Annotated in this window: 16 protein-coding genes and 1 riboswitch; of the genes, 13 read left to right on the forward strand and 3 right to left on the reverse strand. The window is 71.5% G+C overall.

Features of this window, described 5'->3' with window-relative positions; translation table 11 throughout:
- Window positions 1–4 precede the first annotated feature (4 nt).
- Window positions 5–889 (reverse strand): DMT family transporter, encoded by an 885-nt coding sequence (locus IEW01_RS08660; RefSeq protein ID WP_188527208.1) that lies wholly within the window; start codon window positions 887–889, stop codon window positions 5–7.
- Between the two features lie 200 nt (window positions 890–1089).
- Here IEW01_RS08660 and IEW01_RS08665 point away from each other — a divergent pair, with 200 nt between their 5' ends.
- The 7 genes from IEW01_RS08665 (at window position 1090) to IEW01_RS08695 (ending at window position 7657) form a co-directional block, all read left to right on the forward strand.
- Complete coding sequence (locus IEW01_RS08665) at window positions 1090–1923, forward strand: PhzF family phenazine biosynthesis protein (RefSeq protein ID WP_188527209.1); 834 nt, start codon at window positions 1090–1092, stop codon at window positions 1921–1923.
- Window positions 1920–2462 (forward strand): DUF1697 domain-containing protein, encoded by a 543-nt coding sequence (locus IEW01_RS08670; protein ID WP_188527210.1) that lies wholly within the window; start codon window positions 1920–1922, stop codon window positions 2460–2462. The genes IEW01_RS08665 and IEW01_RS08670 overlap by 4 nt, the downstream gene beginning before the upstream one ends.
- Before the next feature lie 143 nt (window positions 2463–2605).
- On the forward strand, window positions 2606–3241 hold the full coding sequence (locus IEW01_RS08675) for a CDP-alcohol phosphatidyltransferase family protein (RefSeq protein WP_188527211.1): 636 nt from the start codon (window positions 2606–2608) through the stop codon (window positions 3239–3241).
- Window positions 3242–3275: 34 nt separating this feature from the next.
- Window positions 3276–4469 carry an ABC transporter substrate-binding protein gene (locus IEW01_RS08680; RefSeq protein ID WP_188527212.1) on the forward strand — a complete coding sequence of 398 codons (1194 nt, stop codon included), beginning with the start codon at window positions 3276–3278 and terminating at the stop codon, window positions 4467–4469.
- Window positions 4466–6175, forward strand: coding sequence for an ABC transporter permease (locus IEW01_RS08685; RefSeq protein WP_188527213.1), 1710 nt, complete (start codon window positions 4466–4468; stop codon window positions 6173–6175). The genes IEW01_RS08680 and IEW01_RS08685 overlap by 4 nt, the downstream gene beginning before the upstream one ends.
- Entirely contained in the window at window positions 6172–6813 is a 642-nt protein-coding gene (locus IEW01_RS08690) for an ATP-binding cassette domain-containing protein (RefSeq protein WP_188527214.1), read from the forward strand. Before IEW01_RS08685 ends, IEW01_RS08690 begins: the two co-directional genes overlap by 4 nt.
- A gap of 239 nt (window positions 6814–7052) precedes the next feature.
- Window positions 7053–7258: riboswitch (cobalamin riboswitch) on the forward strand.
- A gap of 99 nt (window positions 7259–7357) precedes the next feature.
- Entirely contained in the window at window positions 7358–7657 is a 300-nt protein-coding gene (locus IEW01_RS08695) for a hypothetical protein (RefSeq protein WP_188527215.1), read from the forward strand.
- Window positions 7658–7683: 26 nt separating this feature from the next.
- On the opposite strand, the gene nikR is transcribed toward IEW01_RS08695, so the two are convergent.
- Complete coding sequence (gene nikR, locus IEW01_RS08700; protein ID WP_188527216.1) at window positions 7684–8157, reverse strand: nickel-responsive transcriptional regulator NikR; 474 nt, start codon at window positions 8155–8157, stop codon at window positions 7684–7686.
- Between the two features lie 139 nt (window positions 8158–8296).
- Here nikR and IEW01_RS08705 point away from each other — a divergent pair, with 139 nt between their 5' ends.
- The 6 genes from IEW01_RS08705 to maiA all read left to right on the forward strand — a co-directional run bounded on the left by IEW01_RS08705 (window position 8297) and on the right by maiA (window position 12364).
- The gene (locus IEW01_RS08705; RefSeq protein ID WP_188527217.1) at window positions 8297–9067 is read left to right on the forward strand and encodes a DUF4198 domain-containing protein; all 771 of its coding nucleotides are present in this window, start codon (window positions 8297–8299) and stop codon (window positions 9065–9067) included.
- Window positions 9068–9071: 4 nt separating this feature from the next.
- Window positions 9072–9695, forward strand: a complete 624-nt coding sequence (gene cbiM, locus IEW01_RS08710) for a cobalt transporter CbiM (protein WP_229738157.1) — start codon at window positions 9072–9074, stop codon at window positions 9693–9695.
- Window positions 9696–9699: 4 nt separating this feature from the next.
- Window positions 9700–10242, forward strand: a complete 543-nt coding sequence (locus IEW01_RS08715; RefSeq protein ID WP_188527219.1) for a NikL family nickel/cobalt ECF transporter subunit — start codon at window positions 9700–9702, stop codon at window positions 10240–10242.
- Window positions 10239–10949 carry a cobalt ECF transporter T component CbiQ gene (cbiQ, locus tag IEW01_RS08720; RefSeq protein WP_188527220.1) on the forward strand — a complete coding sequence of 237 codons (711 nt, stop codon included), beginning with the start codon at window positions 10239–10241 and terminating at the stop codon, window positions 10947–10949. Before IEW01_RS08715 ends, cbiQ begins: the two co-directional genes overlap by 4 nt.
- Window positions 10946–11647, forward strand: coding sequence for an energy-coupling factor ABC transporter ATP-binding protein (locus tag IEW01_RS08725; RefSeq protein ID WP_188527221.1), 702 nt, complete (start codon window positions 10946–10948; stop codon window positions 11645–11647). The genes cbiQ and IEW01_RS08725 overlap by 4 nt, the downstream gene beginning before the upstream one ends.
- A gap of 69 nt (window positions 11648–11716) precedes the next feature.
- The gene (gene maiA, locus IEW01_RS08730; RefSeq protein ID WP_188527222.1) at window positions 11717–12364 is read left to right on the forward strand and encodes a maleylacetoacetate isomerase; all 648 of its coding nucleotides are present in this window, start codon (window positions 11717–11719) and stop codon (window positions 12362–12364) included.
- Between the two features lie 149 nt (window positions 12365–12513).
- Here the strand turns inward: maiA and IEW01_RS08735 are convergent, their stop codons facing one another.
- The gene (locus tag IEW01_RS08735; RefSeq protein WP_188527223.1) at window positions 12514–13281 is read right to left on the reverse strand and encodes an SDR family NAD(P)-dependent oxidoreductase; all 768 of its coding nucleotides are present in this window, start codon (window positions 13279–13281) and stop codon (window positions 12514–12516) included.
- Between the last annotated feature and the right edge of the window lie 190 nt (window positions 13282–13471).

Raw genomic sequence — 13471 nt, forward strand, 5'->3', positions numbered from 1 at the left:
CGCCTCAGCTCCTGCGGTTGATCAGCATGATCCCGGCGGCCACCAGCACCAGCTGGGCGATCAGCGCGAGGGTGACGGTTTCGCCCAGCCAGAGCCAGCCGAGGATCACCCCGAAGACCGGCGACAGAAAGGCGAAGGCGGCGATCTGGCTGGTCTTGTAACGCGACAGCAGCCAGAACCAGACCACGAACACCCCCGAGACCACCACCACGATCTGGAACAGCATCAGCCAGCCCGTCATAACCGTCAGATCACGCAGCAGCGGGCCGAAGAACAGCGAGGCGCCGAGCAGCACCGGGGTCGACACCGAAACCTGCCAGAACATCTGCATCTCGAACCGGGCCTGCGAAAGCCGGGTGAGGCGCGGCAGGAGCGAAACGCCCATCCAGCCCAGGGCCGCGATCAGCGCGGCGATATCGCCCGCGAGCGACGCCTCGCCGCCCAGCCCCGAGCGGTCGACGATGGCCCAGGCCACCCCGGCGAAGGCCAGCGTCAGCCCGACAAGACGGGTCCGCGTCAGCCGCTCGCCCGGCAGCACGAAATGCGCGGTGAGCGCCATCCAGACCGGCATCGAGTAGAAGATCACGCTCACCCGGGTCACCGTGGTGAGATCGAGGGCAAGAAAGAGCGCGACGAATTCGACCGAAAAGATCAGCCCGATCAGCACCCCCGGCCCGAGCATGCCGGGGCTGAAGTCGAGCCGGTGGCCGCGAAGGCGCATCCAGCCCCAGATCACCGCGACCGCGCCGAGCGACCGCACGCCGGCGGCAAAGACTGGCTGCAACCCCTCGTTGGTGAGCTTGATCACCACCTGGTTGCCGGCGAGGATCACCATCAGGAAAATCAGCAGGGCGCCACCGCCCAGGTCAATGTCGCGCCTGTCATGCATGGCGCGAAAGGACGGGGGGATGGCGGGGAAGTCAACCCCTTGCGCCGCGTGCCCTGCGGCCAGACCCCGGCGCCGTGGCGCGCGGCCAAAGTTATCGCACAGTCGCCGAACGGGCTTGCCTCATAGCGCGACTCGTCCGAAACTCGCTCGCGCGACAGGATCATCGCCCGCGCCTCCGTGCTGCGGGCAAGGAGGGATGTGTGACCGATTACCTCGTCTACGACGTGTTCACCGCGCGGCGCCATGGCGGCAACCCGCTCGCCATCCTGCCCGATGCCCGCGCCCTGCCCGAGGACGAGCTGCAGGCCATCGCGCGCGAGTTCAACCTCTCCGAGACGGTGTTTCTCTACCCGCCCGAGAACCCGGCGCATACCGCGCGGCTGAGGATCTTCACCCCGACGATGGAAGTGCCCTTCGCCGGCCACCCGACGATCGGCGCGGCGGCGATGCTGGCCGAGGCCGGGCTTGGCCCCGACATGGTCCTCGAACTGGGGATCGGGCCGCTCGCGGCGCGGGCCGCAGGCGGGCGCGCCAGCTTCACCACTTCGGCGCCGCTCCAGCGCCTCGCGTCGCCGCCACCCGCCCTCGTCGCCCGCGCCCTCGGCACCACGCCCGACCGGCTCGCCGGCGCGCCCGAGATGGCCTCGCTCGGCCTTGCCTTCACCTTCACCGAGCTGGCCGACCGCGCCACGCTCGCCGCCCTCGCCCCCGATCCGGCCGCCTTCCGCGAGGGTGCCGCCGCCTTCCCGGCAAGCCTCGATTTCGCGCAATATGCCTTCGTCGATGCCGGCGACAGGATCCATGCCCGGATGTTCGCCCCGCTCGACAACATCCCCGAAGACCCGGCAACCGGGTCCGCCGCCGCCACGCTCGCCGCCCTGCTCGCCGACCGGCGCGGCGGGCCGGTGGCGCTCACCGTTCACCAGGGCGACGACATGGGCCGGCCCAGCGTGATCGAGGTCGAGGCCGGGCCCGGCGGCGTCACCGTCGCGGGGCAAGCGGTGCGGGTGATGGAAGGCAGGCTGCTGCGATGAACGCCTGGGTGCTGCTGCTCGACGCGATCGGCAAGGTGGAAAGCGGCAGGCTTCCCGCCTCGGCGCTGCGCCGGCTGCTCAAGGGGTTCGGGCTGCGGCAGGTCAAGACCTTCCCGAAGTCGAATGACGCGATCTTCTGTGGCGTGATCGACGCGCGCGCCTTCGGCAGCTTCGTCGAAGACATGATCGCGGCCAACCACGGCTGGCGCCCTCGCGCCCTCGTGCTGTCGCGCGAACGCTTTGCCGAGATTATCGCCGCCCGGCCCGCCGCCGGCACGACGCGAAACAGCGCCGAGGCGCATATCTGGTTCCTGCACCGGTCGAGCCCGGCGCGCAGCGAGGCGCTGCGCAAGCTCGCCGCGCCCGGCGACCGTCTCGCGCTCACCGAGGACGCGCTCTATCACCACGCGCCCGGCGGCATCGACCGCGCCCGCCTGGCCGCGCGCCTCGAGGCCGTGCTGGGTGTGCGCACCACCCTGCGCGCGCCCGCCGAGGTCAACCGGATTGACGAGACGCTCGCCACGCTGCGCGACGATTGAGCCGGGGGCGACAGCGGGCCGGGATCGCCCGGAAACGTGACTTTCCAAAGCGAAGCCCAGCCAATAGACAGCTTGGAAGCGCACGCCATGGGGAACCGGCGCGCCGCTCGACCGCCGTGCTGGTTTCGGACCTGGAGACCCGGATGATCGACTCGCATCTGTTGCCGTTGCAACGGCGCGCGCTGGCGCCACTGGCGCGGGCGCTCGCCGCGCGCGGTGCGCGGGCGGATGCGATCACGCTCGCGGGGTTCGCCATCGGTCTGGCCGCCGTGCCGGCGCTCGCCTTCGGCCAATTCGGTCTCGCGCTCGCCCTGATCCTCGCCAACCGGCTGGCCGACGGGCTCGACGGCGCAGTGGCGCGGCTCACCCGGCCGACCGACCGGGGCGCCTTTCTCGATATCGCGCTCGATTTCGCGTTCTACGCCCTGGTGCCGGTGGGTTTCGCGCTGGCCGACCCCGCCGCCAACGCGCTGCCCGCCGCCGTGCTCGTCGCCGCCTTCGTCGGCACCGGCTCGTCGTTTCTCGCCTTCGCGGTGATCGCGGCGCAGAAGGGGATGAGCGCGCGGGCCTATCCGACCAAGGGCATCTACTACCTCGGCGGACTCACCGAGGGGTTTGAAACCATCGCGCTTTTCGTGCTGATGTGTTTGTTACCGCAGCACTTCGCCGCGCTGGCCTATATCTTCGCGGGGCTATGCGCGATCACCACGCTGACGCGGTGGCGGCAGGGCTGGCTGGCCTTCGCGGCCGCCCCGGACAAGAAAAACACCTCGGCCTGACGCCCCGCGCCAAGGCCAGACACAGGGATAATCGATGCGCCTTCACCTCGCCGCCGCCGCCCTCGCGGCAAGTCTCGCCACCGCCCCTGCCGTCGCCGACGACTGGCAGGCCACGCTCGACGCCGCGCGTGGCCAGACCGTTTTCTGGAACGCCTGGGGCGGCGACGGGCGCACCAATGCCTTCATCGACTGGGTCGGCGACGAGACCGCCCGGCGCTTCGGCGTCGAGGTCCGCCACGTCAAGCTCACCGACACCGCCGAGGCGGTCACCCGGGTGATCTCGGAGAAGGCGGCGGGGCGTGACGAGGGCGGCTCGGTCGACATGATCTGGATCAACGGGCCGAACTTTCTCGCGATGAAGGAGCAGGGGCTGCTGCATGGCCCCTTCGTGGAAAGCCTGCCCAATGCCGCCTACCTCGATCTCTCCCCCGGCGCGCCTGCCACGGTGGATTTCACCGAGCCGGTCGAGGGGATGGAAAGCCCGTGGCGGCTCGCCCGCTTCGTCTTCGCCTTCGATACCGCCCGCATCGACGTGCCGCCCGAAACGATGGCCGAATTCGTGCCGTGGGCCGAGGCGCACCCGGGGCGGATGACGCATCCCGACCCGTCGAACTTCATGGGCGCCACCTTCCTCAAGCAGGCGCTGATCGAGCTTGCGCCCGACGCAAGCGCGCTGCAATCGCCGGCCGGGGATGCGGTCTTTGCCGAGGCCACCGCCCCGCTCTGGGCCTGGTATGACGCGCTCCGGCCCAACCTCTGGCGCGGTGGCGCGGCCTTTCCGGAGAACGAATCCATCCAGCAACAGCTGATGAACGACGGCGAGATCGACATCGCGATGTATTTCGATCCCGCCGCCCCCGCCGCCGCGATCCGGCAGGGGCTTCTGCCCGACACCGCCCGCGTTTTCGTGCCCAAGGGCGGCAGCATCGGCAATGTCAGCTTCGTGGCGATCCCTTACAACGCCGCCAACCGCGAAGGCGCGATGGTGGTGGCCAATTTCCTGCTCGCCCCCGAGACGCAAGCGCAGATGCAGAACATCGACGTGCTCGGCGCCTTCTCGGTGCTCGACCCGGCCAGGCTCGACGACGCCGGGCGCGCCGCCTTCGCCGCGCTGCCCGACGACCCCGCCCTGCCCCGGCTCGACGAACTCGGGCCGACGCTGATCGAGCCGCACGCCAGCTGGATGACCCGCCTCACCGAGGCCTGGGCCGACCGCAACACCCGATGAGAGTGGCGCCCGAAGGGCGGGGTCTGCGCGCGCTGGTCCTCGCGGCGCTGGCCTTCGGGCTGATCGGCCCGATCGCGGCGGGGCTCTGGGCCACGGCGCGGGCGGGCTTCGGGGTGATGCCGGTGATCGGCGCGACCGAGGCCAGCCTCGCGCCCTGGTCCGCGCTCTTCGCGCTGCCGGGGCTGGCCACCTCACTCAAGGTCACCGCTTTCACCGGGATCGTCTCGACCCTGCTGTCGCTGATCCTCGCACTGGCGCTCACCGCCGCGCTGCAGCCGCGCCTCACCGGCGGCCGGGCGGCGCGCCTGCTCGCCCCGTTCCTCGCCATCCCCCACGCCGCGCTCGCCATCGGGCTGGCCTTCGTGCTCACCCCCTCGGGCTGGATCGCCCGGTTACTCGCGCCGATCCTCGGGCTGGACCGCCCGCCCGACATCGCGCTGGTGGGCGACCCCTGGGGCATCGCGCTGATCCTCGGGCTGATGCTGAAAGAGGTGCCGTTCCTGATGCTGGTCAGCCTCGCAGGCCTCACCCAGATCCCGCTCGCCCAGCACCTCGCCGCCGGGCGCTCGCTCGGTTACGGGCGCGCGGCAGTCTGGCTCAAGCTGATCGTGCCGCAGCTCTGGCCGCTGATCCGGCTGCCGGTGATGGTGGTGCTGGCCTATGCGCTCTCGACGGTCGAGATGGGGCTGATCCTCGGGCCCTCGAACCCGCCTGTGTTGGCGGTGCTGCTCACCCGGCTGTTCTTCGCGCCCGACACCGCGCTCCTGCTGCCGGCCTCGGCCGGGGCGCTGCTGCAGGGCGGGCTGGTGGCGGCGGCCTTCGCGCTGCTGTGGCTCACGGAACGGGCCCTGGCGATGGCCGGACGGTTCTGGCTCTGCCGCGGCGGGCGCGGGCACGGGCTCGATCCGATCCTCCCCCTCGCCCGCGGGCTCGGGATGATCGCCGCCGCACTCGGCGCGCTGGCCATGCTCGCGCTGCTGACATGGTCCTTCGCCTGGCGCTGGCCCTGGCCTGCGGCGCTTCCCGAGAGCTGGTCGCTCCGGGCCTGGACCGGGGCGGCGCCGGGGCTTGCCCGCGCCCTCGGCCTCACGCTGGCCCTGGCCCTCGCCACCACCGCGCTCTCGCTCGCCCTCGCCGTGGCGTGGCTCGAGGGCGAGGACCGCGCCCGCAGCCCGCGCGCGCCCTGGGCCGAGGCGCTGATCTACCTGCCGCTCCTGGTGCCGCAGATCGGTTTTCTCTACGGGTTGAACGTGCTGTTCCTGCGGCTCGGGCTCTCGGGCGGGCTCGCGGCGGTGATCTGGGCGCAGGCGCTGTTCGTCTTTCCATACGTGATGATCACGCTGTCCGACCCCTGGCGCGCGCTCGACCCGCGGCTTGCCCGCGCCGCCGCTTCGCTCGGCGCCGGGCCGTGGCGGCGGCTGTTCACCGTCAAGCTGCCGGTGCTGATCGCCCCGATCCTCACCGCCGCCGCGATCGGCGTGGCGGTCTCGGTGGCGCAATACCTGCCGACGCTGTTCATGGGCGCGGGGAGGATCGCCACGCTCACCACCGAGGCGGTGACACTGTCGTCGGGTTCCGACCGGCGGGTGACCGGGGCCTATGCCACGCTGCAGACGGCGCTGCCGCTCGCCGCCTATGCCGCCGCCTTCCTCGTGCCTGCGCTGCTGCACCGCGACCGGCGCGCATTGAGGGGGGGCGGCGCATGAGCCTGGTTCTGGATGCCCTCAGCGTGCGGGTCGCAGGGGGGGCGGCGCTGTTCGCGCCGCTGAGCCTCACCATCGGCCCCGGTGAGGTCAGCACCGTGATGGGCCCTTCCGGGGTGGGCAAATCCACCCTGCTCGACGCCATCGCCGGCCACCTCGCGCCGGCCTTCACCCTCTCCGGCGGCGTGACCCTCGACGGGCGCGACATCCTCGCGCTGCCCGCCGAGGCCCGCCGCGTCGGGCTGGTGTTCCAGGACGCGGTGCTGTTTCCCCACCTCTCGGTCGGCGACAACCTCGCCTTCGGCCTCGCGGCGCGGGTGAAAGGGCGCGCGGCGCGGCGCGCGGCGGTCGAGGCGGCGCTGGCGCGGGCGGGGCTTGCGGGGCTGCATGACCGCGATCCGGCGAGCCTCTCGGGCGGCCAGCGGGCGCGCGCCGCCTTGATGCGCAGCCTTCTCGCCGAACCCGCCGCCCTCCTGCTCGACGAACCCTTCTCCAAGCTCGACGCGAGCCTGCGCGACGAGATCCGCGCCTTCACCTTCGCCCATATCCGGGCGCGCGCGATCCCCGCGCTGATGGTCACCCATGACCCCGCCGACGCCGAGGCCGCGGGCGGGCCGGTGATCGGCCTGACCCCGCAATGAGACCTTGCGTGACCGCGACGCCCGCATCCACCGCCATCGCCCCGGGCGTGACCGCCCTCGCCATGTCCTGCCTGCCGATCCGCGCGCCGACCGCGCTCGCCCAGCGCGCCTGAGGCGTTTTCCGCACGGAAAACAGGCCGATTTCCGTACGGAAATCGCAACGAAATCCGTACGGATTTCGCCGACGTCGTGTCAGCCGCACCGTGACGATCTTGCGTCTTGCCCCGCGATCCCGTTCCTGCCATGACTCGGGTGATGGTGGTCGTTCGGCTTGGCCGATGACCTTAAAAGGGAACGCGGTGCGGGGCTTGCCCCAAATCCGCGACTGCCCCCGCAACTGTGAGCGGCGAGCCATCCTGCATCAAGCCACTGGGCCCCGGCCCGGGAAGGCGCAGGAGAGCCGAGACCCGCGAGTCAGGAGACCTGCCATCCTTGTCATGTCAACCCGGGCGGGGTGCCCCGGAGGAGGATCGCGGATCATGGGCCAGGCCCGCCGGAACATTCGGTCTTTCACCACCCCCCGCCGCCAGGCGCGGAGGGCGCGATGGATATTCACACCTTGTCACAACTGCTGATGGCCCCGGCCGGCCCGGACCGGGCGCGCGAGATCGGCCAGATGGGCTACATGCAATGGCTCGCCGGGCTGCCCGGCGGGGCCCGCTACGAGGCCGAGGTGCTGCACGCCCTGCGGGTGACGGCGGACTTCATCGACAGTGATCCGGCGGTGGCCGAGTTCTGCCGCCTGCTCCGCGCCTCGCTTCGCGGGCCGCTCGCCCCGCTGGAGCTCGCCCTGCCCGCGCCGCGCCGCCGTGGCGGCGCGTGGCAACGGCGGCGCGCGCTGTGAGCGACGGTCAGGCCGGGCCGGTGGGCTCAGAAGCCGCTTTCCACCTTCACGTGGGCATGGGCATGGGCCTCGCCCGCGTTGTGCACATGCTCCGGCCCGCCTTCCGACACCGGGATCAGCGACAGCGCGCCATGCATCACCCCGCGTTCGAGAAACAGCGCCTCGGCAAAACCCGATACGTCGCCCACCTGCCCGCGCATCACCGCCACCTCCAGCGAGGTGCTGTGATCGAGCGGCACCGAGAGCGCCGCCACGGTCTGGTCGTGCCGGTCGAGGCGGCTTTGCGGCACTCGCACCGCGAGGTTGCGCATGGATTGGTCGACGGCGCAGGACACCACACCGTAACAGGGCGCCTCCCGCGGCGCGTCGGCCCGCGCGGCGAGCCCCCGGCGCACGAGATCGCGAATCGCTTCCGAGCGGTTCGCCGCACCGCTGGCGGCCAGGAAATCGTCGAGCGCCTCGGCGATATCGTCGGTCAGGGTGATGGTCACGCGCTGCATCGGGGCCTCCGGTTTGCCACGGGGCAACATACCAGCCCGGAATCGGCCGCGAAAGCACCGGTTTTTCTGCGCCTGCATCTTGCCGCGGGAGGCCCGTATGATAACCTCGCATGAAATTCATACCCGTTCGGAGAGCTTCATGAAGCTGCGCCCCTTTGCTCTCGCCACCGCGCTCGCCAGCCTCGGCCTGGCCCTGCCCGCGGCGGCGCATTTCCTCGAGATCCTGCCGCAGGCGGACGTGCTGCCCGAGGGCGGCGACGTGCGCCTCGATCTCACCTTTACCCACCCGTTCGAAGGCGGCCCGGTGATGCAGATGGAGCGGCCCGCCGCGGTTGGCGTGCTCCATGGCGGCGAGAAGACCGATCTTGGCGGCGCGCTCACCGAGGCGCCGCAGGAGGGCGCGATGGCCTGGCGGCTGACCCACGCGCTCGACACCCCGGGAGCGGCGGTGTTCTGGGTCGCGCCGCACCCCTACTGGGAACCGGCCGAGGGCGCTTTCATCGCGCATTACGCCAAGGTCGTGGTCGACAGTTACGCCACCGGCGAGGGCTGGGACGCGATGGTGGGCCTGCCGGTCGAGATCGCGCCGCTGACCCGGCCCACCGGGATCTGGGCCGGCAACCTGTTCTCCGGCGTGGTGACAAAGGCGGGCGAACCGGTGCCCTTCGCCGAGGTCGAGGTGGAATTCGTCAACGATGGGCGCCTCGACGCCCCGAACGAGGCCTTCGTCACCCAGGTCATCAAGGCCGACGCGAACGGCTCCTTCCACTATGCCATGGCCTTCCCCGGCTGGTGGGGCTTCGCGGCGCTGCTCGAGGCAGACGACCCGATGACCTCGCCCGAGGGTGAGGCCGTGCCGGTGGAGGAAGGCGCGCTGATCTGGGTCCATGCCCAGGGCGCGGGAAACTGAGCCGGTGCATATCCCCGATGGCATCCTCTCGGCCCCGGTGCTGATCGGCGGCGCGGCCCTGGCGGCGGCCGGGGTGACCCTGGCGCTGCGCCGCATCGACGAGCGCGCGATCCCGCGCGTGGCGATGCTCGCGGCGGTGTTTTTCGCCGGATCGCTGGTGTCGGTGCCGGTGGGGCCGTCGAGCGTGCACCTGGTGTTCTCAGGGCTGATGGGGCTGATGCTGGGGCTCGGCATCTTCCCCGCCGTGCTGGTCGGGCTGGCGCTGCAGGCGGTGATGTTCGGCTTCGGCGGGCTGACCACGCTCGGGATCAACACCCTCAACATCGCCCTGCCCGGCGCGTTGATCGGCCTCGCGCTGGGGCCGATGATCCGCACCGCCGCCTCGCCGGCTCGCGCGGCGCTGCTCGGCGGCGTCGCGGGCGCGGCAACGGTGATCGCCTCGGGGCTGCTGGTGGCGCTCTCGCTCTGGCTATCATCGGCGGAGTATGGTCTCGTCGCACAGGTTCTGCTGGTCACCTACCTGCCGCTGGCGCTGGCCGAGGGCGCGGTGAGCGCGGCGGTGGTGGCCTTTCTCGCCCGGGTCCAGCCCGAGGCGCTTGCGCCGCGGCTCGCCGCCGGGCCGGAGTAACCCGATGCGCGCGCTCCTCGCCTTCTTCCTCGCCTTCCTCCTCGCCAGTCCCGCCGCCGCGCACGGGCTGAAGGTTTTCGCCACCCCCGAGGGCGACCGCGTCACCGGCTACGCCTTTTTCATCGGTGGCGGTCGGCCCAGGGGCGCTGGCTGGCGCGCCGAGATGGCCGGGGCGCAGATCGCGCAAGGCCAGACCGACGACGAGGGAAGCTTTGCCTTTGCCGCCCCCGGCGAAGTGACCGGCGATGTCACGATCACCGTCAGCCTCGGCGACGGCCACGCCGCCACGAAGAGCCTCGCACCGGAGCGGTTCGGGGCCGTGGCCGTGGCGGCTTCCGATGCGCCCGCGCCCACGCCGGACACCACGCCCGCGCCCGATGCCGTGGCCCGCGCGGTCGAAGCCGCCGTCGCCCGCCAGATCGCGCCGCTCCATGCCCGAATCGAGGAACTCGACGCCCGGCTGCGCCTCACCGATATTCTCTCTGGCATCTTCCTCATCCTCGGGCTGGCCGGGATCGGGCTCTGGGCGATGGGGCGGCGGCGGTGATCCTTCCCGCCGACCTGCGCCTGCGCCTCGCCGCCGCTTTCGTCGCGGTGGCGCTGGTGTCGCAACTCTCCGGGCTCGCCCCCGCCCTGTGCGCCGCCGCGCTCGCCCTCACGCTCTTCGCCCTCGACCGGCAGGCGCTCCCATGGCGGCGGCTGTTGCACCTCGAAGCCTTCCTGCTCCTGCTCTTCCTCACCCTGCCCTTCACCATCGAGGGCCGCGCTGTGGTGAGCCTCGGCCCGCTCAGCGCCAGCGCCGAAGGGCTGGCCCGCGCGGCGGTTCTGGCGGGCAAGGTCACCGCCTCGGTGCTGCTGATCGCGCTGCTCATCGGCGGCCAGGAGCCGCTGCACCTGGGACGGGCGCTCGCCGGGCTCGGCCTGCCCGAGCCGCTGGTGCGCCTGTTCGTCACCACCGCGCGCTATGTCGGGGTGATCGGCGCCGAGGCGCGCCGGTTGCATGACGCGATGCGCGCGCGCGGCTTCCGGGCGCGATCGAACCTTCACACCTGGCGCAGCTACGGCTACCTGGTCGGGATGCTTCTCGTCCGTGCCCTTGAACGCGCCGACCGGGTGGAAGACGCGATGCGCCTGCGCGGCTTCACGGGGCGCTACCCGCGCGCGCCGCTGCCCGCCCCGGCGCGGGCCGACTGGGCGGGCGCCGCGCTGATCACGGGTGCTGCCGCCCTCATCCTGGTTTGGGACAAGCTGTGACCGATCTCGTCCGCCTCACCGATCTTGTGCTCGAACGCGATGGCCGCGCGGTGCTCTCGGGCGCCAGCCTCGCGCTCGCGGCGGGCGAGCGGCTTGCCATCGTCGGAGCCAACGGCGCCGGCAAGACCACGCTTCTGCGCGCCATCGTCGGGCTGGAGCGGGCGCAGGCGGGCGCGGTGGCGCTGTTCGGCGAGGATTGCCTGCGCGAGGCCGATTTCCGCGCCGCGCGGCCGCGCATCGGCTTTCTGTTCCAGGACAGCGACGATCAGCTCTTCTGCCCCAGCGTGCTGGAAGACGTGGCCTTCGGCCCGCTCAACGCCGGGCTTGGCGCGGCCGAGGCCAACGCCCGCGCCACCGCCACGCTGGAGCGCCTCGGCATCGCCCATCTCGCCGCGCGCTTCACCCACCGGCTCTCGGGCGGCGAGAAGCGGCTGGTCTGCCTCGCCGGCTTGCTGGCGATGGAGCCCCGGGTGCTGCTGCTCGACGAGCCCACCAACGGGATCGACGCCGCCAATGGCGCCCGGCTCGCCGCCGCGCTCGCGGCCTACGCGGGCGCGATGATCCTCGTCTCGCACGATGACGCCTTCGTCGCCGCCTTCGCCACGCGGGCGATGATCCTCGCCGAGGGCCGCCTCGTGCCCGGCGAGATCCACGACCATCCGCACCTGCACAGCCATCCGCATATCCACCCGGCCTGAACCCCGCTGGCCCTTCCCCCCGGTCCCGCGCCATGGCAGGTTGCCCGCAAACCCCGAAAGGCAGGACAGATGACGCTCAGGCTCCACAATTACTTCCGCTCCTCCACCTCCACCCGCCTGCGTGCGGCGCTCAACCTCAAGGGGCTCGCCTATGACTACGTTGGCGTGCACCTGCCCACCGGCGAGCAACGCGCCGCGGCCTACACCGGGATCAACCCGCAAGGGCTGGTGCCGGCGCTGGAACTGGAAGACGGCACCGTGCTCACCCAGTCGCTCGCGATCATGGAGTGGCTCGAGGAGGCCCACCCCGAGCCGCCGCTGCTGCCCGCCGCGCCGAAGGCGCGCGCCAGGGTGCGGGCGCTGGCGCAGATGGTGGCGCTGGAGATCCACCCGATCAACAACCTGCGGGTGCTGAACTTCCTCGATGCCGAGTTCGGCGCCGGCCACGCCGGCAAGAAGAGGTGGTTCACCCACTGGGTCCACACCACGTTCGAACCGCTCGAAGCGATGCTGGCGCAAAGCCCCCACACCGGCACCTATTGCCAAGGCGACACCCCCGGCTACGCCGATTGCTGCCTCTACGCCCAGATCTGGAACAACCGCCGCTTCGAGGTCGACATGGCGCCCTACCCGACGATCAACCGCATCTTCGCGGCACTCGACGCGCTGCCCGCCTTCAGCAACGCGGCGCCGGCGCAACAGCCCGACGCGGGCTGAGCCATGGAACGGGGACCTCCGCGCCGGGCGACGGCAGGTTCTGAAGCCCGACCCTCCCCCCTTCTTGGGTCGAAAAATACCTCGGGGGGTGCGGGGGGCAGAGCCCCCCGCGCGGTCGCCCCGGGCACACGGCCCGGGACGACACCGCGTCAGCGCGGCGCCATCCGGATCGCACCGTCTAGGCGGATCACCTCGGCGTTCAGCATCGCGTTCTGGGCCATGTGCAGCGCCAGCGCGGCGAATTCCTCGGGCTTGCCAAGCCGCGACGGGAACGGCACCTGCGCGCCGAGGCTGTCCTGCACCTCCTGCGGCAACTGGTCGAGCAGCGGGGTGAGGAAGATGCCCGGCGCGATGGTGTTGACGCGGATACCGTCGCGCGAAAGATCGCGCGCCATCGGCAGGGTCATGCCCACCACGCCGCCCTTCGAGGCGGCATAGGCCACCTGGCCCACCTGGCCGTCGAACGCGGCGACGGACGCGGTGTTGATGATGGCGCCGCGCTCACCGTCGTCATTGAGCGGCTCGGCGGCCACCATGCCCTCGGCCGCCTGGCTGGCGCAGTTGAAGCTGCCGCCGAGGTTGACCGTGATCGCCTTCATGAACAGGGCGGGGTCATGCGCCACGCCCTTCGAGACGGTTTTTGCCGCCGGGCCGATGCCGGCGCAGTTCATCAGCACGCGCTCCTGCCCCTGCACGGCGCGCACCTTGGCAAAACCGGCCCGCACGCTCTCGGGGTCGGACACGTCGACGCGGGCGAAGACGCCGCCAAGCTCCGCCGCCACCGCCTCGCCGCGCGCCTCGTTGAGATCGAACAACGCCACCGGCGCGCCCAGCGCGGCGAAGGCCCGCGCCACCGCCTCGCCCAGCCCCGAGGCCCCGCCCGTCACCACCAGGGGTGTATCCTTGCCGATCTTCATTGTTATCTCCCATAACTATTTTCCCCGGACATAGCAGGAAGCAAAATGCGGGGCAATCGGGTGGTGCGCCGGGCACGCGCGCGGGGCACGCCGTTGACAGAGCGCCCGGCCATCGTCGCCCTCTTGGTGGGGCACGAAGTGGGGCACGAAACCGTTACAGAAACTTCACGCTGCAGCCGCCTTATTTCTG

Origin of the sequence: Sinisalibacter lacisalsi (assembly GCF_014640115.1) — a bacterium.
Lineage (GTDB): Bacteria > Pseudomonadota > Alphaproteobacteria > Rhodobacterales > Rhodobacteraceae > Sinisalibacter > Sinisalibacter lacisalsi.